Source organism: Kiloniella sp. (genome assembly GCF_048270245.1).
GTDB lineage: Bacteria > Pseudomonadota > Alphaproteobacteria > Kiloniellales > Kiloniellaceae > Kiloniella.
The window spans coordinates 794659-815291 of sequence record NZ_JBLWTH010000001.1 but is presented as its reverse complement, the minus strand read 5'-3'; the positions used below and the strand labels follow the sequence as shown (position 1 = coordinate 815291).

Genomic DNA, 20633 nt, shown 5'->3' with positions numbered 1-20633 from the left:
TCGAGTGATTTTGAGTAACAATATTACTCGTGACCTCCGTCTTTTCAAGATACAACAAACAAATTCTATTAGGTAACTGTCACAATGGTGGTCTTTTCCTTGTCTAAATCCTCTTGTCGCGCGATATTCCCTGAACAATGACAGAGATTAAGAAAAACCTTGTTTGCTGGGCTGTTAGCGATGGACGCGCCGGTATAGAAGCCAATTGTCTGGGCCTGGCAGCAGCAATGGGGGTTGCTCCTGTCATTCACCATGTGCAGATGAAATTTCCTTGGAAGTGGCTACCACCAGCTCTCATCCCGCTGCATACCGGTATTTACGATGCATCTCTCTTTCCCCCACAAGACGCGCACGAAGAAAGCTGGCCAGACGTTATAATCGGCTGTGGACGGCAAGCCGCGCTTTTTACCGCACTGGTGCGCAAACTGAGTAAGGGCAAAACCTTTGCCATTCAAATTCAGGATCCCAAGGTATCGCCAGACCTTTATGATCTGGTCGTAACACCAGATCACGATAAATTAAGAGGCTCTAATGTCCTAACCACCTGTGGTGCCCTTAATAAAATCACACCAGATCTGCTTGAGGTTAGTAAAAAAGAACTCGCCCCCCGCATCTCAGGCCTGCCAAGGCCGTTAGTTGCTGTTTTGATCGGCGGAAAAAGCAAAGCCTACGATTTAACAGAAAACATTATTCATCAACTTGGCAATCAGCTTCAAAATCTGCATCAACAAACTGGATGTGGGTTTCTGCTAACAACATCAAGACGAACTGGACAGAAAAACGCGGCCTTATTATCCGGCTACCTGAAAGACATTCCGGCTTTTGTATGGGATGGACAGTCCCCGAACCCTTATTTTGGTTTTTTAGGATCAGCCGACGCCATCATTGTCACCAGTGATTCCGTGAATATGGTTACAGAGGCTGCAAGTACTGGCCGTCCCGTCTTTACCGTCGATTTGGCAGGGGGCACCAAAAAATTTGATCGCTTTCACCAAAAGCTTAGAGATGACGGTATCATCCGCCCCTTTAACGGTACGTTAGAGACATGGCCCTATCCTCCGCTTTGCGAATCACAGCGGATAGCCAAGATCATATTGAAAAAGCTTGATAATTCCGGGCGTCGATAACAGAAACACAAAAGCCTTTAGATAAAGCCCAAAAGATATTGATCTGCCCCTTGTAGAGAACGTCTAGGCACTCTATTTTTCACTCAAGCATAAGACGATTCTATCGTGATTTTCACCGAGATTTCCCCAAGATTACTACAGGGATTTCCACCTCGTTTCTCACCACTTAGATCAATTATTGATCAACTTTGGTGCTGTTATGGTGTCTCGGAATAATGTCGATCCGATAAAGACACAAACGAGAAAGATACAAAGAGCATGTCCGAAACCCACCGTACCAAAGTACTGATTATCGGTTCTGGCCCCGCAGGCTATACCGCCGCTATCTATGCCGCGCGCGCGAACCTTGAACCAATATTGGTTCAAGGCCTACAACCCGGCGGCCAGCTGACCATCACCACAGAGGTCGAAAACTATCCGGGGTTTGCGGACGTCATTCAAGGTCCATGGTTGATGGAACAGATGCAAAAGCAAGCCGAACACGTTGGCACGAAAATGCATTTTGATATCATCAACGAAGTCAATTTTGATGAACGTCCTTTTGTCTGTACAGGCGACAGCGGCAATAGCTATGTTGCCGACACAGTGATCATAGCCACAGGCGCCCAGGCACGCTGGTTAGGACTAAAAGGCGAAGAGACATACAACGGACGTGGTGTTTCAGCCTGTGCGACCTGTGATGGTTTCTTCTATCGTGGCAAAGAGGTTGCCGTTATCGGAGGCGGTAACACAGCTGTCGAAGAAGCTCTCTATCTGGCAAACATCTGCTCTAAGGTGACACTGGTACACAGAAGAGACGCTTTGCGGTGTGAAAAAATCCTCGAAGATCGTTTGTTAAAGAATGAAAAGATCGACATTCAGTGGAACAAAGTTGTCGATGATGTCTTGGGCACACCGACAGATGGCGTTACTGGCCTAAAACTAAAAGATACTCAAGATGGCTCTTTCTCTGAACTTGAGACCAGCGGCATGTTCGTGGCTATTGGACATGACCCCGCAACAGCAATATTCAAAGGCAAGCTGAATCTGGATGATGAAAACTACATTCTGGCGACACCCGGCACAGCCACAACCAACATTCCCGGCGTTTTTGCGGCAGGTGACTGCGTTGACAAAATCTACAGACAAGCTGTGACAGCAGCAGGTATGGGCTGCATGGCAGCACTGGAAGCCGAACGCTATCTGACGGAAATGAATGACTAGAACAGTCACCTAACCAAGATAAAAAGCGAAGCTTGTAAGGGCTTCGCTTTTTATTTGACCAAATTTCATTTGATTTGAGCTTTTCAAAAAAATATACGCTTACGCACAATTTGTTAAGAAGCTGTAATTACAGTAGGATATCCATAATTTACGAATCGCTGCCGCGAATTCAACGCGCAGACTAAGGGAGAAGTGGTTTGTCAGAGGGCACAAAACGCCGGAGTGGCCTGAAAGCGTCTATCATGGACTGGGATAAACTGCGTATTTTTCACGCCGTTGCCGAAGCCGGAAGCTTTACCCACGCAGGGGAACAACTCAACCTCAGCCAATCTGCCGTCAGTCGTCAAATCTCTGCTTTGGAAGAAAGCCTCAAGGTCTCTCTTTTCCACCGTCATGCGCGCGGATTGATACTGACCGAACAAGGCGAACTTCTTTACAGAACCGCTCACGATGTTTTTGGTAAGCTTGCCATGACAGAGGCACAGTTGACCGAAAGTAAAGATCGTCCCAAAGGCCCCCTTAAAATCACCACAACAGTTGCCCTTGGCTCAACATGGCTTGCTCCACGCTTGCACGAATTTATCGACCTTTATCCTGATGTAGAAGTACAGCTTATTCTATCGGACAAAGAGCTGGATCTTTCCATGCGCGAGGCCGATGTCGCCGTACGTCTGCACCCGCCAAGACAAGCAGATTTGGTTCAACGCCACCTGCTAACAGCTCAAATGCATATCTATGCGTCTGTGGGCTATATCAAAAAATTCGGTATGCCACGTTCTGTGAAAGAAATTTCTGATCACAGGCTAGTTGTTTATGGGGACGACACGAAACCACCCCTTCCGGATATCAACTGGCTGCTACACGTTGGCACCGAAAATACTGGCTTGCGCCGCGCATCTCTAGCCATCAACAACATCTATGCCATCATGAAGGCTGTGCGCTCTGGCGCGGGCCTAGGCGCACTTCCTGATTTTATGACACAGGAATCAAGCGATCTCGTACAGGTATTACCCGAAGTTGAAGGCCCACAGTTCGATGCCTACTTTGCCTATGCCGAAGAAATGCGATCATCCAAACGAATTGCCATTTTCCGGGATTTCCTATTACGCAAGGTCGCAGAATCAAAATTCTAGAGTAAAATACTCTAAATTACGCTTTTATTACAAAAACTTACTAGGTATGCGCCTAATGCATATCGGCACTGTAATAATGTAAATCGACAACCTAAAAAAAAATGCTACATTGGTTGTCATCAGATGTTGCGTTGCAATATCTACTTTGACTGACTGTTGAGCTTGCTCCGGTTGGTCTGTTTCCAGGCTTCGGCCTGGGGGTCTTCGGACCCCACGTCTCCCAGACGTGAAGCCTCCCTGTTCAACTTGCCTCCAAGCTTCGTGCTTGGAGGTTTTTTTTCGCCTACACTTTCCAAGAATCGCATAGAGACACGCCAGAGACAATTTTTACAATTTTTGATGATCACATGAACAAGAATATATAAAGATTGAGACAGGGGAATAGCATTAAATAAGTTTAGTTGACAGGCAATCCATGTTAATTAAGCCAATAGGAACAAACAATGAACATTAGTTAACTAGAAATACTGTCAATAAATTGCTACCATGGAGATAAATAAAATCAAATTTTCTAGGGCTTTTAAGTTGAAAATAGTTATAAGCATGTGTTTTGCGCTATTAGCAATAATCACAATTATTGTTATTCATCCAATTATTAATGATTTTTTTGGTATAGTAGAATACGTAAAAAAGCACCCTAAAGCACTTGATGAAATTGCTATTGCAGTTCAAATAGGTCGATTGGACTACATATCCGGGCTATTGACCATTCTTGGGCTGCTTTTGGCTATTTTTGCCTTCTTTGGTTTCGGATATATAAAACACGCAGCAGAAGATATAGCAGAACGCACTGCGAAAGATATCGCAGAGGATATAGCAAAAACTGTTGCCGAAGTTAAGATTAATGAATATATACAGGATGAAATGCCTGACTTGATGAAAGAATATTCTGGGTACATGGTGTCAACTATGTCTGGAGATATTGCAGACTTGATCAGTGAAAATTCAGGAGGTAACGGTGATGATAATTAACCCCTTCGAAATAGTAACTCGACATGTAAAAGCTGATACTCCTGTTAACTTGGATGCTTTGGCATCTGATCTTGGTGTTTCCATCAAAAGAACAAACCTAGACGATGATATTGCTGGAATGATTGAGAGAAACGCAGACGGTACCTATACTGTATCTGTGAATGAAGATCAGCACCCAAATCGTCAACGCTTTACTATTGCACATGAACTCGGCCACTTCGTTCTCCATAAAAAACTTATTGGCGACGGAGTTGACGATACTAAAATGTATAGAAGCACGGATGCAGGAAAGTATCACAACAAGAATTTTGCTAAGATTCAAGAAACTGAAGCAAATCAATTCGCAGCAACTCTTTTGATGCCAACACATCTGATAAAGAAATATCTAGAATTAGGCGTCTCAGAAGCAAGTATTCTATCCGGTATATTTGGCGTCTCAGAGCAAGCTATGGAAATTAGGTTGAGATCTTTCCCTTAATTCCCAAAAACCTGCTCAAACAACTTTTTTCTATGCCCACCCCGAAACAAAATAAAAGCGCCGATACATTGTATCAGCGCTTTTATCGCATATAAGATAATTCGAAAGATAAACTTCCTACTCCGCAGGTTGAGGCAAAGGTTTAGTTCCTCCGATAACGACCTCATTACCCGGCCTTGGGTCTCTCGGCACATTGAAAGCTAAGATCAGGGATATCACTGCCATGCCTGCGCCAGCGGCAAAGACCATCCACATGGCTTCGTCGGGGAAGGCGTGTCCGAAGAGCACCGGAATAAAGACAGCCGGAATATGGTTGATGGAAAAGCTAACGCCAGAGGTCGCGGCGATATCCTTGTAGTCAGCGATCTTCTGCAAATAGCTTTTTTGAGCAATAGCAAAAGAAAAGAACAGGTGATCGAGTATATATAGGACAGCAGCAACCCAAGCCTCTCCGACGAGGGCATAGCCGGAAAACACCAAAATAAGGCCGATGTATTCACAGATCAGGGCGCGACGTTCACCCCAGCGCGAGATAAACTTGCCGATCTTGGGCGCAAGCCAGAAGTTAATAGCTTGGTTCACCAGATAGAGCATGGTGATTTCGGCAACAGAAAAGTCGAACTTCACCACCATCATAAAACTGGCAAAGGCGACAAAAATTTGACGTCGGGCACCGCCCATAAAGGTTAGCGCATAAAAGAGCCAATAGCGTTTGCGCAAAATCATCTTCTTGTGCTGCACTTCCTTTGGCGAATAGGACGGGAAAGCAAGCACAACAAACAGAACCATCAGGATCGTCATAACACCACCCGCCAAATAGACCCATTTGTAATCAAGACCAAAGAAGGTGAAGATCACCCAGATCATACCGTATGCGGTGATCGACGCGATGGACCGCGCAGAAAGCTGCCGCCCCATTGATAAAGGCGCTCTTTCTTTATCAACCCATTGCAGGGTTAACGACATCTGGACCGTTTCGTAATAATGAAACCCGAACGACATGATCACCGTGGTCACATAGAGGCCAAAGGCACTGGGGTAAAACCCCGTAACAGCAACCCCCACACCCAGCAAGATCAAAGCCATCAGACCAAAAGTACGCTCCTTAATAAAGAGTAGGAATAATAGAGCACTCACCACTAACAGCCCTGGAATTTCACGTACGGACTGCAAGATTCCAATTTCAGCCAGACCAAAATCGGCCTTTTCCACAACAAAGTTATTCAGAAGGCTCATCCATGTCGCAAAAGCCAACGGCATCGCGGCAGAGAGAATGATCAGACAGCCTTCGGGCGTACGCCAGACTTCCGGTTTAAGATAATGACCGAGGGGTTTCATATGTTATTTTCCATCAAGACTTCTATTGGTTGTCGCTACAATAGGGATAGAAAGCAAGACTGTCTTGCGTTATCATGCCATACGATATCGACAAACGGACAAAATATTCAATATATCATGAGAATTGAGCCGCCTCTTAACCAGCCACTGGTGTCAAAGCCAAATGATGTGCCTGCGGAACTGGTGCGCCCCGTCATGGTTCGTGCCGCCAATATGCGCCCCGGCAGACGTGTCTTGCCGCACAGCCATGCTTGGTGCCAGCTGGCTTATGCGTCTGAAGGTGTTCTCGCCATTTACACCAATCAAGGCAGTTGGGTTGTGCCTCCGCAACGTGCCGTCTGGATACCGCACGAAACAGAGCATGAGGTCTATTCCCCTCATGGCTCTAAATGGCGCGCGCTGCACCTTGATAAAGAATTCTCCCAAGGTATGCCCGATAGCTGTTGTGTTATCTCTGTCTCAAAGCTGTTACGGGAAATGCTGATCCACGCCGCAACTCTACCAGTGGAATATGATGAACAGGGTGCAGACGGGCGACTGATGCAGGTTCTTATGGATCAAATCCGGGCAGCCAAAACCGTCCCGCTACATCTCCCTCTCCCACAAGATGCCAGATTGCGCCGCGTTACCGAGCTTTTGATTCATACGCCTTCAGACCCACGGAGGCTCGAAGACCTCGCCTGTGATGCCGGGGCCAGCAGTCGGACGCTTGCCAGACTGTTTTCCAAAGAGTTGGGCATGACCTTTCGCCAATGGCGCAGCCAATGCCGCCTGATGGCATCAATGGAACGTCTTGCCCTTGGCGAGCCTGTGACCTCTGTTGCCATCGATTTGGGATACGACAGCCCCAGCGCCTTTATCGCCATGTTCAAACGCACACTAGGTAAACCACCTGCCGCATATTTTGCGACACAATAAAAAAAGCCACGCATCTCTGCGTGGCTTTTCTGTTTGAGGCTGAAATACTTATTCAGCTGCCTCCGTCTCTGCAATCTTCTCTCTGTGATTATCTCTATAGAGAGCTTTGGCAAGAGAGATCACCATCAGCACCATCACCATTGTAAAGGGCAACGCCCCAATGATCATCGCATTTTGAAGCGCACCAAACGGGTTTGCTTCTGCGCCACTGTTACCTGCAATAATCAAAGCACCAATCACACTGGTGAGAATAACACCCCAAATAATGCGGTGTTTGATATCCGTTTCCTTCTCGCCACCAGACATGATTGTATTCATCACCAGAATACCCGAATCAGCAGATGTCACCAAGAAGGTCATAATCAGGACCACACACATGATCGTCAGACCCGACAGCGCACCACCAGAGAGCATCTGACCAAGGGTTACAAACAGCTTTGCGGTATTACTTGCACCAAGAATTGCACCATCAGCACTACCCGTTAGCTCCAGATCAATTGCTGTGCCACCAAGAATGGTCATCCAAAGGAAACACACGATTGCTGGCGCAATAACGCACCCAAAGATAAACTCACGAACAGAGCGACCTTTTGAAATCCGCGCGAGGAAAAGACCAACAAACGGCGAGAACGCAATCCACCATGCCCAGTAGAAAGTCGTCCACCCAGCTTGCCACCCGAACTGACGCCCTTCTGTACCCGCAGCGTAAAGAGCGGCTGCGACCTCGTCTGAATTTTCCAACGCGGTTACAGATGCGGGCAACGTCTCTTTAAATCCGCCCAGAGATCCCCAAGCATTGGTCGCATTACCATAAACAGAGGCGATGTCTTCTGCTGACAGAGCCTTGGCTGCATCAGGAATGGCCATGGCAAATTCTTCGACAGATAACGGACCGTAAGCCCCAAACGACAACTGCGTGAAGTGAATGATATAGTCAACCAAGCTTGCACCAAAGGTCGTCATTGCAAAAGCGAATGAACCAAAGAAAACAAACGTCAAAAGCAAGATGATTGATAATACCAGATTGAGGTTAGAGAGATACTTAATCCCCCGACCAACACCGGAAACCGCAGAGAGAATTGAAAGCCCCATAATGATGAAGAGAGCAGCTAGAAGGCCAACAACGCTTGGTTTCGGTGCTTCAGCATCTCCGTTCATAAGCCAGCTCATATCAGTAACGGCATAGACACCATCAACAAACTGGCTAACACCAAACCCAATGGTTACAGACACGCCAAGAATAGTCGCAACAACGCCAAGCACATCGACAATGTGACCAAAAGGTCCATTAATCATCTTACCAAAAAGCGGCGTAAGGGCGGAACGGATTGTTAACGGCATATCCCGTGTATAGGCGTAATAAGCCAGAGACAGACCTGTGGTCACATAAATAGCCCAAGCATGAAAACCATAATGTAGGAATGTGTAACGGTAGCCAGATTGTACGGCTTCTTCAGTATTTGGTACCACAGCACCGTCGATGATTACCGGGTTAGAGCCCCAGAGACCGAGGGGTTCTGCTGTCGCAAAGACCATCAAGCCAACGCCTAGCCCAGCCCCAAACATCATAGAGAACCAAGAGAAGTTGGAAAATTCGGGTTCGACACCTTCTGCCCCTAGTTTCTTTCTGCCTGTTGCCGGTATCAAGGCAATGATAAACAAGAAGAAGGCAAAACCACCAACCGAGATGATATAAAAGGTGTTAAAGCTGTTCAAAACATTGGAATTAAGAGCAGACAGGACGCTATTGGCATTACCTGGCCAAATCAACGCCCATAATACCAGCAAAGTCATACTGCCTTTACTGATCAAGGCAATGGGGATGCTGTGTCCCTCATAAAAGCCTCCCGTGGCCGTTTTGATCTCAAGATCAGTGAATGGTGGTTTGATTGACATTATGCTTCCCCGTTTCGATTTTTATTATCGTTCTTTGTGTAACAGCTTTAAAACTCTGATTACTCAAAACAATATGAAGCAAAAACGGGTGTAACCGAGTACACTGAAGTATTTTTGTATTATTATTATCTATTTATGTCTTTGCAGAAAGTCCAAGTACCATTTCACAGAGTTCAAACAGATAAACGACACTAATGTACGTCCTAATTTTTGATGTCGCCGCACAAATACTACTGTAACTTTCGAACAAAGCTTCAGTCAAACTTAATATACCCAGAACTACTCGAGAAAAACTGAAGTAAACTTAAGGATTATTGATCTAACAACTTTAATCACTGCGCACAAATAAAGGCAGAGCGATTTATATTTACGCTCTGCCTTATAATTTTTATCAAGCAAGTTTCTATTTAGGTATACAGGCGTTCACCCTTTATATCTTTGTAAAGCTTAGCCACCTCATCCGCATATCCATTAAACAACAAAGTGGGTACTCTTTCACTTTTTCCAAGAGGTTGCTCCGTAGCTTGGCTCCAACGTGCATGCGCAACTTCCGGGTTCACATTTGCCCAAAAACCATATTCAGACCCTTGAATTTCTTCCCAGAAAGAAACTGGTCTTTTATCTGTGAAAGTAAATTTCACAATTGATTTGGTCGACTTAAAACCATACTTCCAAGGCGTCACTAACCGTAGGGGTGCCCCGTTTTGTTTGGGCATCGGCTTGCCATAAATACCTGTCGCGATAAACGCAAGATCATGCGATGCCTCTTCAATCGTTAGCCCCTCAATATAGGGCCATGGATACCAATGTGCTTTTTGTCCGCTTGCGATATCGGGCAGATTAAACGTTTCCATGCGTATGTACTTCGCACTAGACAGCGGACGAGCAAGTTCAACCAGCTTTCGAAGTGGAAACCCTGTCCAGGGAACAGCCATAGACCAGGCTTCAACACATCGATGGCGATAAAGACGCTCTTCAAGCTCAATTTTGGCAAAAAGATCATCGACATCCAACTGCATCTCTTTTTCAACCATTCCATCAATGGCGATTGACCAAGGACGCAAAGGTAATGCCTGTGCTTTTTCGTGAATGTTTTTTGAAGACCCAAATTCATAAAAATTGTTATAAGTTGTCGCCAGCTCTTCAAAGCTGAGATCACGATCCAGTTTATAGTAATCGTTTCTTTTCGCCGGATAATACTTGGCACTTGGATCAAGGCCGGATGTCTGTGTCGTACTTTGGGATGGCGCAGTTGCTTCTGCAGAGGGTTCATCACAACCAGATACAAGACCAACAGACAAAACAGCCGATCCCAAAGCAGCCCGTTTCATAAAATGGCGGCGATTCAAATATACACTTTCCTCGGTCAACTGACTTTCTTTCAGCTCCCAGGGTTTGCGAAATTTCAATAACATTCTAAATCCTCTGTCATGTTCCAGTTACAGAGATACTCCTTGTCCCTCTCACAAACAAATCACTGCTGCGTTAACACCCCGTGTGACAGGGGCTAAAACGACCGCACAAACTAAAAGGGCACATCTAATGATGCGCCCTTTTAGTTTTACACCAGATCCTCTCGCCCGGATATCTTACACAGATATCTCCCGCGAATTGATCGTATTTTTTAGCTCAACTCTAGCTCAGGGCCTCACAAGCACGCTTGATACGCTCACAGGCTTCTTTCAAAGCTTCGGTTGAAGTCGCATAGGAAATACGGAAATAAGGAGACAGGCCAAAAGCCTCACCCTGCACCGCAGCAACATCGAAACCTTCAAGAAGATAGGTCACAAAATCACCGTCAGATGAAATCTGTTTTCCATCCGGAGTTGTCTTGCCAATGGTGCCTTCGCAAGAAGGATACACATAAAAAGCGCCTTCGGGCTTAGAACAATTAATGCCCGGGCAGTCGTTGAGCAAATCAACAACCATGTCACGGCGCGCTTTAAAGACTTCATTGTGCTTGGGGATGAAGCCCTGATCACCACGAAGGGCTTCAACAGCCGCGGCCTGGCTGATAGAACAGGGATTAGATGTGCTTTGAGACTGAATTTTGGCCATGGCTTTTATAAGCGGCACAGGACCACCAGCAAAACCGATACGCCAGCCTGTCATACAATAGGCTTTGGAAACACCGTTCATGGTCAGCGTACGATCATAAAGAGATGGTTCAACCTGTGCAGGCGTGACGAACTCAAAGTCGTCGTAGACGAGCTTTTCATACATATCATCAGTCAGAATCATCACATGCTCATGACGCTTAAGCACATCTGTCAGCGCTTTCATCTCGTCATAAGAATAAGCTGCACCTGTTGGGTTTGAAGGACTGTTCAACAACACCCATTTAGTTTTATCAGTGATCGCTTCTTCCAAATCTTCGGCCTGTAACTTAAAGCCATTACTTTGCATACAAGGCACCGCTACCGGCTCACCATCAGCAAGAAGAACCATATCAGGATATGAAACCCAGAAAGGGGCTGGAATGATAACTTCATCCCCCGGATTCAATGTTGCCATGAAAGCATTATAAAGAATCTGCTTTCCACCAGTACCGACGGTGATCTGCTCTGGCTTGTACTCCAGACCATTATCTCGTTTGAATTTTTCACAAATTGCAGCTTTGAGTTCTGGCGTCCCATCAACCGCGGTATAACGTGTATCTCCACCATTAATGGCGGTGATAGCGGCTGCTTTGATGTTATCCGGCGTGTCAAAATCCGGTTCACCAGCGCCAAGGCCAATGACGTCACGCCCAGCAGCTTTTAGCTCACGGGCTTTGGTTGTTACAGCAATAGTCGGAGAGGGTTTGATTCGCGAGAGGCGATCCGCGAGTTGCGGCATGACCTTATGCTCCTGTTGTTTCGCCGGATCTAGACAAGATTAAGTCTGATCGGGCTTACGAGTTTCAAGACGGGGTGTTGCACAGCGGGCACCGTAATATAACCGACACAGACACCGCAACAGTGAATCGCAGTTTAAAACCATTTTATACGATTAGCTAATCAATGAAATAGACCAGAAAAGAAGGTGCCGTTGTGGAATCTAACCAGAAGACTATTACTCACTAAATACATAAAACACCAAATTGCCGTATTTCTTCTAAATAGCTGTCACAGTTTATCTCTAGAACCCTTAGCCAGTAGAGTTCTACGGAATGAAACCACGAACCTTTAGACACAAACTTTGACGGTGATAGGCCGTTTTAATCCAACCCGAGGAGTATGAGGGATGCATCGAACAGGATATGTCCGCAATTCATACAAAAACAGCGAAACCAAAAAAGGTCTCGTTAGCCTAACAGCTCTTTTGGTCTTGTTAATATCACTTTCAACTGTTTCCGTTTCCCTAGCCGCAATCCTGTCTCCAGAAACCTTCCTCGCCCAACGAATGACAGAACAAAAGAAAGACGAAATCAAGAAAGAGGCCCGGGAGCCTCTTTCTTAAACACGATCATTAATAGTCAGATTACTGATCCTAATCAGCTAAAGCATCTTCCCCATCAAATGTCGCGGCAAGCGCATGCATCACAGACGCGATACGAATTGCATCCTGAATGCCTTCTTTCGAAATTCCACCTGCGGCAACTTGCTTTTCGTGGGATTCAATGCACATGCCACAGCCATTAATAGATGACACAGCCAACGACCAAAGTTCGAAATCAACTTTATCTACACCAGGTCGACCAATGATGTTCATACGCAATCTGGCAGGTAGCTTTAAGTAGTCTTCATTTCCGCTGAGGTGGGCAAAGCGGTAATAGATATTATTCATCCCCATAATCGACGCTGCTGATTTAGCCGCTGAATAAGCCTCGGCAGATAGCTTTTCTTTTGCTTCAGCATTAATCGCCTTGATGACAAAAGCATTTCGACTTGCAAGTGCAGATGACAGGGCAGTTCCCCAAATTTGCTGATCATTCAGGGACGTTGATGTTAAAACATTCGTAATATTCAGCTTAAGATCTTTTGCATAATCAGGCACTGCTGATTTCAAGTCACTAATAGACACTATCTCGTTCTCACTTTATCTCGGGCTTATAGAGTAGATCTTTATTCGTCAGGACAGAATGCTAAAAAGCAAAACACAGGAAAGCAGAATAAAAATCAAAAGGGTTATGGCAAACGGGAACAAACAATACGCTTAACTGAAAAAGGGCGGGTTCAGTTTCCCGATCCCGCCCTTTTGTCAAAGCTCTTGGTTCTTAAGCAACTTTAAGAACGTCGTCGCCTTTATTCCAATTACATGGGCACAGTTCATCAGTCTGTAGCGCATCAAGAATACGAAGCGTTTCTTGTGGGTTACGACCAACGTTCAAACCGTTTACGCCAACATGCTGAATGATGCCGTCTGGATCAACGACAAACGTGGCACGAAGGGCAACGCCAGCTTCAGCGTCGAGAATTCCTAGGCCTTCGCAAAGCTCACGCTTGATATCAGAAACCATTGGGAAAGGAAGATCATTAAGATCTTCGTGATCCTTACGCCATGCCATGTGAACAAAATCACTATCCGTAGAAACACCAAGAATCTGCGCGTCGCGATCTTCGAACTCTTCGTTCATTGCGCCAAAAGCAGCAATTTCAGTTGGGCAAATAAACGTGAAATCTTTTGGCCAGAAGAAAACAACTTTCCATTTTCCTTCATAGCTTTTATCTGTGATTTCAACAAAACCATCCGTTGGGTTATTAGAAACAACCGCTGTCAAAGCGTATTCAGGAAACTTATCACCAATCGTAAGCATGCTTACACGTCCTCATAATTATGCCCACAATGTGAGCGCCGGTATTAATGCAAATTTTAATTGCGCCAAAATCTAATTGCGCAAAGCCCTGCGCAGAGGGTATTTTCAGGGCCTACTTAATCTGTAGAAATTCCTGAAGTCAAGATTTTTTTAGAATAATTCTAATTAACAACTGTCTTTAATTTTTTCACCTCTTTTCCTTACACGAAAAAAAAGCTTAACTGGATACAATTACATTCGTCAGGACACTTAAGATTAAGTCAAATGGACCGCTATTTCTCAATCTGGAAAAGATCACAATTCAACCTGCTTCCTAACCCTGATGCATCCAGATCACTGACTTATGGAGAAGAACTCGAACACATTCTCTCCAAAGAAAGCTGCCAGAAAGCCTATGACGAAATAAAGGCTTGGCCCGAATATCAAATCAGTCCTCTTGTCTCTCTCTCTAATCTTTCAAAGAAACTTAATCTCGTTGACATCAGTTTCAAGGATGAAAGCGAAAGATTTAATCTCGGCTCATTTAAAGCACTCGGCGGTGCCTATGCTGTTTATAATTTCCTGAAAATTTTTATAGAACAAACAAAAGAGATCACAATCAATTCAGATGACTTACGCCAAGACACCTATAGGGACATTACATCGGAATTGACGGTTGCGACGGCGACGGATGGTAATCACGGACGTTCTGTCGCTTGGGGTGCCCAGATCTTCGGCTGCAACGCTATTATTTATGTTCCTGCCAGTTGCAGCCAATCGCGTATCGAAGCCATCGAAGAATACGGCGCAACAGTACTCCAGATGCCGTTGAAATACGACGAAACCGTCAGACATTGCATAAAAGAAGCAAAAGAAAACGATTATCAGATCATCTCTGATACATCATGGGAAGATTACCGCGACATTCCCGCCCAAATAATGCAAGGCTATAGTATTATTGCCGAAGAAACCTTGAAAGAATATTTCACGCGTCCCTTTCGCCAAGCAATCCCCCCATCACATATATTCATCCAAGCTGGTGTTGGAGGATTAGCCGCTGCATTAACGGGTTATTTTTGGTTACATCTAGGGGAAAGACGCCCCAAAATCGTTATTGTAGAACCTGAGAACGCAGCCTATTTATATGCCTCTGCCGCTGAGGGGAAACTAACCAAAGCAAGCGGAGACAAAGAAACCGGTAATGTTCACACCATTATGGCTGGATTAGATTGTGGAGAAACATCCCCTATCGCTTGGGCAATACTATCTCGTGGGGCAGACTTCTTTATAACGATACCTGATGCGATCACAGGCCCAACAATGAAGTTGATTGCAGAATCGCCTTTTGATGACCCTGCCTTGAAAGCGGGTGAATCAAGCATTGCCGGGCTGGCAGCTTTGATTATGACAGCAACACATGAAGATACGCGCGAAGTCCTTGGCTTATCGCCGGATTCACGTATTCTTCTGATTAATAGCGAAGGTATTATGGATCAGTCTTTGTTCCAAAAGTTGGTCGTTGCAGACCAAGCTAGCTGATCCTCAATAATTTTCTTAATCTTCAGGGCACAGAACACGTATGACCTCTCCATTGATTGAACGCGCATCAGACAGTTTTTTCAAAGACGACTCTAAACCCTTCCGCCTTGATTCAGAGTTCTCTCCCTCAGGGGATCAACCCCAAGCTATCAAAGAGCTTTGCGATGGATTAAACCAAGGAGAGCGCAGCCAGGTTCTATTAGGCGTAACAGGGTCTGGTAAAACTTTTACAATGGCGCAAACCATTCAAAAGCTACAAAGGCCAGCCCTTATCTTAGCTCACAACAAAACACTCGCCGCCCAGCTTTATTCAGAAATGAAAGGCTTTTTTCCGGATAATGCAGTCGAGTACTTTGTCTCTTATTATGACTATTATCAGCCCGAAGCTTATGTCGCCCGAACAGATACATACATAGAAAAAGATAGCTCAATCAATGAGCAGATTGATCGCATGCGACATTCAGCGACCCGTGCACTATTCGAACGGGATGATGTAATTATCGTTGCCTCAGTCTCTTGTATATACGGTATTGGTTCTCCTGAAACCTACGCACAAATGACGCTAAGCCTAAAGGTCGAACAGGAAGTCGACATGCGCGACATCCTGAAATCCTTGGTTGAGCTACAATACACCCGTAATGATATAGCTTTTGGGCGCGGTACATTCAGAGTACGGGGGGATACGCTAGAAGTATTCCCCGCACACTACGAAGATCGTGCATGGCGGATATCTTTCTTTGGTGATGAAATCGAATCAGTACAGGAATTTGATCCGCTAACTGGCGAAAAAACCGCCGATCTGGAAGGTGTCAGGGTTTACGCCAACAGCCACTATGTAACGCCACGACCAACCTTGTTGCAGGCCGCGAAGGGGATTAAAGCAGATCTCAAAGTCCAATTGGAAAAATTTAATCAAGAAAACAAACTGCTTGAAGCCCAGCGTCTTGAGCAACGGACAGTTTTTGATTTAGAAATGATAGAAGCGACAGGGGCCTGCGCTGGCATTGAAAACTATTCCAGATATCTTACCGGGCGCGCCCCGGGTGAGCCCCCCCCTACACTTTTTGAGTACTTACCAGACAACGCCCTTTTATTTGTGGATGAGAGCCACGTTACAATCGGGCAGCTTAATGGCATGTATAATGGTGACTTTGCCAGGAAATCTAACCTCTCAGAATATGGTTTCAGACTTCCATCTTGCATAGACAATCGGCCTCTTAAATTCCAGGAGTGGGAAGCTATGCGCCCACAAAGTGTCTTTGTCTCCGCCACACCCGGGCCGTGGGAATTGAATGAAACAGGCGGCGTCTTTGCCGAACAGGTTATTCGTCCGACAGGACTATTAGATCCTGTTTGCGAGATAAGACCTACGGAAACACAGGTCGATGATCTTATCAAAGAATGTAAAGACGTCGTCAGCCGGAATATGCGGGTTCTTGTTACCACGCTGACAAAACGTATGGCAGAAGATCTGACCGAATACCTTCACGAAGCACATCTAAAAGTCAGATATATTCATTCGGATATCGATACCCTCGAAAGAATGGAGATTATACGTGACCTGCGTAAAGGTGTGTTTGACGTCCTTGTCGGCATCAACCTGTTACGTGAGGGGCTTGATATTCCCGAGTGTGGTCTTGTCTGTATTCTTGATGCGGACAAGGAAGGCTTCTTGCGATCGACCACAGCATTGGTACAGACCATCGGTCGCGCGGCGCGTAATGTGGATGGCAAAGTTATTCTTTACGCCGACAAGATGACCCCTTCCCTGACCAGAGCGCTTGATGAAACCAACCGCCGCAGAGAAAAACAACAGGAATACAACGAAAAATACGGCATCACGCCAGAGACAATCCGCAAGCAAATCGGTGACATACTTGGTTCTGTCTATGAAAGTGATCATGTTACAGTAGATCTCAAAGACACAAGTGACAGTCATCGGGTAGGACACAATCTCAAATCCTACATTGACGACCTAACCAAACGTATGCATGAAGCTGCTGCTGATTTGGAATTCGAAGAAGCAGCCAGAATCAGAGATGAGATTAAAAAACTGCAAGACGATGAACTTGGTCTATCAAACACTGCTAGCAATAATTTATCTGACCGAATGGCAATGGCTGAAGCCAAATCGAAAAGCAAGAAGTATCGCAAGGGGAAAAGAGCTTGAGGTAGGAAACTAGATATAGAGTAATCATTGCTTTATATGTGGGTTAAACTTCCCAATTTCTTCGCCTAATGATATCCTGCGATTAACTTCTAGGAAGAACATATGACTTCGTCACTGACTGAAAGCTTGCCAGAATTTCATTTTTGGCAGGATTTATCAGCCTTCAACAGGCTAAGTACGGCCGTCTGGATCTTCGACATAGAAGACCATAATATCTGGTGGGGAAATGAATCTGCACTCAAATTCTGGAACGCCGATACCCTTGATGACCTTGTAAAAAGAGATTTTTCAACTGATTCCAGCTCAGTAAGACGACGCCTGCATGAAATGTTCGAAACGTCTGCACGGGGTGATCGGGTAGAAGAAAACTGGACTCTCTATCCGAATGGTCAACCACAAATGGCTATTCTCACCTTCACACCAATTTTAATAGAAAGCTGTAGAAAAGCTCTCCTCATTGAGGCAACACCACAAATAAAAGATGAATTGGATCACAGAACTAAAAGGATTTTGGAAGCCGTCAGACATACCCCTTTGATGATTACCACGTTTGATGGTGACGGTAGCTTATTAGCGCAAAATCCTGCCGCCGCGAATGCTTACAATGTTCAAGATAAATCGACAACGATTGAAGATCGTTATAATGACCCTGAAATCCGCAAACGTATTCTGGACCAACACGACACACCGAAACGCTTCAAAAGAGACATAAAAGTATACACAGCCTTTGGTGAACGCTGGCACACACTAACAGCCGAAATAGGGCTGGATCCAGTTTCAGGCCGACAAGTAATTGTTGCAACAGAGGAAGATATCACGGAACGAGTCAAAGCCCAGGAAGAATTAAGGCGGCTCAATCTTAACCTAGAACAACGTGTCGCTGAACGTACCCATAAGCTGACAATTGCTAGGCAAGAAGCCGAAAGTGCAAATAAATCCAAAGGTAATTTTCTGGCGACAATGAGCCACGAACTCCGAACCCCTTTGAATGCAATTATTGGCTTTTCGGACATGCTCGGACACCAGATTTACGGCCCAATAAACGAAAAACAAACAGCTGCAATCAGGGACATACATTCCAGTGCACAACATCTTTTAGAGTTAATAAACGAGCTACTTGATGCCTCTACTATTGATAGTGGAGAACTAAAACTGTTTGAAGAATATTTTCAACACGATGATATCGTTGATTATTGCCACGCCACTTTTGAACTGGAAGCAATGAAAAAGGATCAAACGCTTATCGTTGAAAATAAAGCAAAAGATGTCCTAATCAAAGGTGATTCCAGGCGGTTTAGACAGATACTGATCAATTTACTGGGCAACGCCTTTAAATACACACCAGAAGGCGGAACTGTATCATTACTCATTGATTACGATAACGACGACAATTTGCTTTTCCAAGTCCAAGACACTGGAATTGGTATAGAAGAGACGCGGTTACCTGATATATGCAAAGCCTTCACACAAGTAGCCTCTTCTTCTTGGGCAGCAGGAAAAGGTGTTGGTTTAGGGCTATATATAGCATCACGGTTAATCGATGCCCACGATGGAACACTGACAATAACCAGTAAAGTTAATCAAGGTACAAATGTTAAGGTTTTGATTCCCCAAAACCGCCTAAAGAAGGCTTAAACGTCCAGAGAAATCAGATTTCTATTGCCTGTTCTCGAGTAGCGATCGAACAAAACGCAGAGTTTTGCTTCGGCAAGGAAACAATTAATTGATTTTTCCTTTCCCCACCTCACATACAAAAGATGTAAAAAAGAGGACGTTTGCCATGACATCTAACACGAGCATCTATCACGTAACGATTCATATATGAGCACGCAATCTGATCATCGATCAGTTTATAATTTTGAGCTTCATAAGAATGCGTAAAAGAACCCACAATCAAAAGATCCGTTATCAGTTTCCAAGGACGCCTTATCTTTTCATCCCCTCAAAAACTTAAAATGCAGCAAAAAACCGAAAATAAGGCCAAAATTTGACAATCATTCCGATAGGCTATTGAAATACACCCCGATGAGGGGCATTTAATGGCCTGTATTCTCTCTCTGCAACAACAGAGAGATCCGGTGCGAACACAGTAAAGAGTGAAATACATATGACAGCAACAGCATTTCTGGCAGCAGGCGGGGGCCTCGTCCTATTAGCAGTAGGCGGTGAAATCCTCCTCCGTGGCGCACTTGGAATTGCTCGGAAGCTTGGTATTTCACCAATGCTTATTGGCCTGACGATTGTGGCCTGCGCAACCTCGATGCCAGAATTAATGGTAACCCTAGTTGCTGGTCTTGATGGCGCAACAGACATTGGTGTTGGTAATGTCATCGGATCAAATATCGCAAATATCCTTTTAATTTTGGGTGTAGGCGCCCTTATTTCGCCACTAGCAACCAAACCTTGCGATGTAATGCGCGACACCATCGCCATGTTAATTGCTACGGCAATTTTTATTGCCTTTGCGCTTTTAGGTACCTTCACCATCTGGCACGGCGTATTCATGCTCGCTACCCTTATCTTCTATATCTGGCGCAGCTATTATCGCGAGAAAAAATGCAATCCAAAAGAAGAAGCCGATCCAGAACTGGCCGAAGAACTAGAAGCAGCACCGGGCTCTATCCCTGTTTCTATCTTATTGCTCCTCATAGGCGTTGCGGGCCTTATCTATGGCTCTGAGCTTCTTGTCGATGGTGCTGAAATAATTGCCCGTGCTGCAGGTATTTCAGAAACCGTTATTGGTGTGACCCTTGTCGCCTTGGGGACCTCGCTTCCTGAGCTTGCAACAGCCGTAGTTGCAGGTATTCGCGGGCATACAGATGTTGCGCTTGGCAACGCGCTGGGGTCAAATATTTTCAACTTGCTCCTGATCCTCGGGGTGCTCGCAATTGTGTCGCCTTTCACAGTTTCTCCGGCCGTCATCGAATTTGATATGTGGGTGATGGCAGGCGTAAGTCTACTGATCGTTCCGACCATGATGCACGCTGGTAAAATATGCCGTTCGAAAGGCGTCTTCTTTATTGCTCTTTACGCAGCTTACATTCTTTACCAGTTCAAAGATAAGCTCTTTGTCGCTTAAAGATTAATGCTGTAAGTACCTTTGGAATGCTTTTGACCTTCCCAAGTTCAAAGCGTAGATTAG

General features: G+C 45.2%; 17 protein-coding genes. 11 read left to right on the top strand and 6 right to left on the bottom strand.

What is annotated here, in order from left to right; genetic code table 11:
• Positions 1–137 precede the first annotated feature (137 nt).
• From ACN0W5_RS03840 to ACN0W5_RS03820, 5 genes are all read left to right on the top strand, one after another.
• Complete coding sequence (locus tag ACN0W5_RS03840; protein ID WP_417452899.1) at positions 138–1127, top strand: mitochondrial fission ELM1 family protein; 990 nt, start codon at positions 138–140, stop codon at positions 1125–1127.
• 258 nt (positions 1128–1385) lie between these two features.
• Positions 1386–2330 carry a thioredoxin-disulfide reductase gene (gene trxB, locus ACN0W5_RS03835; protein ID WP_417428294.1) on the top strand — a complete coding sequence of 315 codons (945 nt, stop codon included), beginning with the start codon at positions 1386–1388 and terminating at the stop codon, positions 2328–2330.
• Positions 2331–2572: 242 nt separating this feature from the next.
• Positions 2573–3463 (top strand): LysR family transcriptional regulator, encoded by an 891-nt coding sequence (locus tag ACN0W5_RS03830; protein WP_299378588.1) that lies wholly within the window; start codon positions 2573–2575, stop codon positions 3461–3463.
• A 525-nt stretch (positions 3464–3988) separates the two neighbouring features.
• A complete protein-coding gene (locus tag ACN0W5_RS03825; RefSeq protein ID WP_417452898.1) occupies positions 3989–4435 on the top strand; it encodes a hypothetical protein in 447 nt (148 codons plus the stop codon).
• On the top strand, positions 4425–4913 hold the full coding sequence (locus tag ACN0W5_RS03820; protein ID WP_417452897.1) for an ImmA/IrrE family metallo-endopeptidase: 489 nt from the start codon (positions 4425–4427) through the stop codon (positions 4911–4913). The genes ACN0W5_RS03825 and ACN0W5_RS03820 overlap by 11 nt, the downstream gene beginning before the upstream one ends.
• Positions 4914–5030: 117 nt before the next feature.
• Here the strand turns inward: ACN0W5_RS03820 and ACN0W5_RS03815 are convergent, their stop codons facing one another.
• Positions 5031–6251, bottom strand: a complete 1221-nt coding sequence (locus ACN0W5_RS03815) for an MFS transporter (RefSeq protein ID WP_417452896.1) — start codon at positions 6249–6251, stop codon at positions 5031–5033.
• Here ACN0W5_RS03815 and ACN0W5_RS03810 point away from each other — a divergent pair, their 5' ends adjacent.
• Complete coding sequence (locus ACN0W5_RS03810) at positions 6252–7169, top strand: AraC family transcriptional regulator (protein WP_417452895.1); 918 nt, start codon at positions 6252–6254, stop codon at positions 7167–7169.
• 48 nt (positions 7170–7217) lie between these two features.
• Here ACN0W5_RS03810 and ACN0W5_RS03805 read toward each other — a convergent pair whose 3' ends face one another.
• From ACN0W5_RS03805 to ACN0W5_RS03795, 3 genes are all read right to left on the bottom strand, one after another.
• Positions 7218–9065: a BCCT family transporter gene (locus ACN0W5_RS03805; RefSeq protein ID WP_417452894.1), complete on the bottom strand. Its 1848-nt coding sequence runs from the start codon at positions 9063–9065 to the stop codon at positions 7218–7220.
• A 407-nt stretch (positions 9066–9472) separates the two neighbouring features.
• A complete protein-coding gene (msrP, locus tag ACN0W5_RS03800) occupies positions 9473–10480 on the bottom strand; it encodes a protein-methionine-sulfoxide reductase catalytic subunit MsrP (protein ID WP_417452893.1) in 1008 nt (335 codons plus the stop codon).
• Between the two features lie 220 nt (positions 10481–10700).
• Positions 10701–11903 (bottom strand): pyridoxal phosphate-dependent aminotransferase, encoded by a 1203-nt coding sequence (locus ACN0W5_RS03795; protein ID WP_299372353.1) that lies wholly within the window; start codon positions 11901–11903, stop codon positions 10701–10703.
• Positions 11904–12290: 387 nt separating this feature from the next.
• Here ACN0W5_RS03795 and ACN0W5_RS03790 point away from each other — a divergent pair, with 387 nt between their 5' ends.
• On the top strand, positions 12291–12506 hold the full coding sequence (locus ACN0W5_RS03790) for a hypothetical protein (RefSeq protein WP_417452892.1): 216 nt from the start codon (positions 12291–12293) through the stop codon (positions 12504–12506).
• Between the two features lie 30 nt (positions 12507–12536).
• Here ACN0W5_RS03790 and ACN0W5_RS03785 read toward each other — a convergent pair whose 3' ends face one another.
• A complete protein-coding gene (locus tag ACN0W5_RS03785) occupies positions 12537–13070 on the bottom strand; it encodes a carboxymuconolactone decarboxylase family protein (RefSeq protein WP_417428282.1) in 534 nt (177 codons plus the stop codon).
• 193 nt (positions 13071–13263) lie between these two features.
• The gene (locus tag ACN0W5_RS03780) at positions 13264–13803 is read right to left on the bottom strand and encodes a peroxiredoxin (protein WP_085901129.1); all 540 of its coding nucleotides are present in this window, start codon (positions 13801–13803) and stop codon (positions 13264–13266) included.
• A gap of 264 nt (positions 13804–14067) precedes the next feature.
• Here ACN0W5_RS03780 and ACN0W5_RS03775 point away from each other — a divergent pair, with 264 nt between their 5' ends.
• The 4 genes from ACN0W5_RS03775 to ACN0W5_RS03760 all read left to right on the top strand — a co-directional run bounded on the left by ACN0W5_RS03775 (position 14068) and on the right by ACN0W5_RS03760 (position 20570).
• Entirely contained in the window at positions 14068–15321 is a 1254-nt protein-coding gene (locus tag ACN0W5_RS03775) for a diaminopropionate ammonia-lyase (RefSeq protein WP_417452891.1), read from the top strand.
• Positions 15322–15361: 40 nt separating this feature from the next.
• A complete protein-coding gene (gene uvrB / locus ACN0W5_RS03770; protein ID WP_417452890.1) occupies positions 15362–17491 on the top strand; it encodes an excinuclease ABC subunit UvrB in 2130 nt (709 codons plus the stop codon).
• A gap of 102 nt (positions 17492–17593) precedes the next feature.
• Positions 17594–19126: an ATP-binding protein gene (locus ACN0W5_RS03765; protein ID WP_417452889.1), complete on the top strand. Its 1533-nt coding sequence runs from the start codon at positions 17594–17596 to the stop codon at positions 19124–19126.
• A 472-nt stretch (positions 19127–19598) separates the two neighbouring features.
• On the top strand, positions 19599–20570 hold the full coding sequence (locus tag ACN0W5_RS03760; RefSeq protein WP_417452888.1) for a calcium/sodium antiporter: 972 nt from the start codon (positions 19599–19601) through the stop codon (positions 20568–20570).
• Positions 20571–20633: the final 63 nt, after the last annotated feature.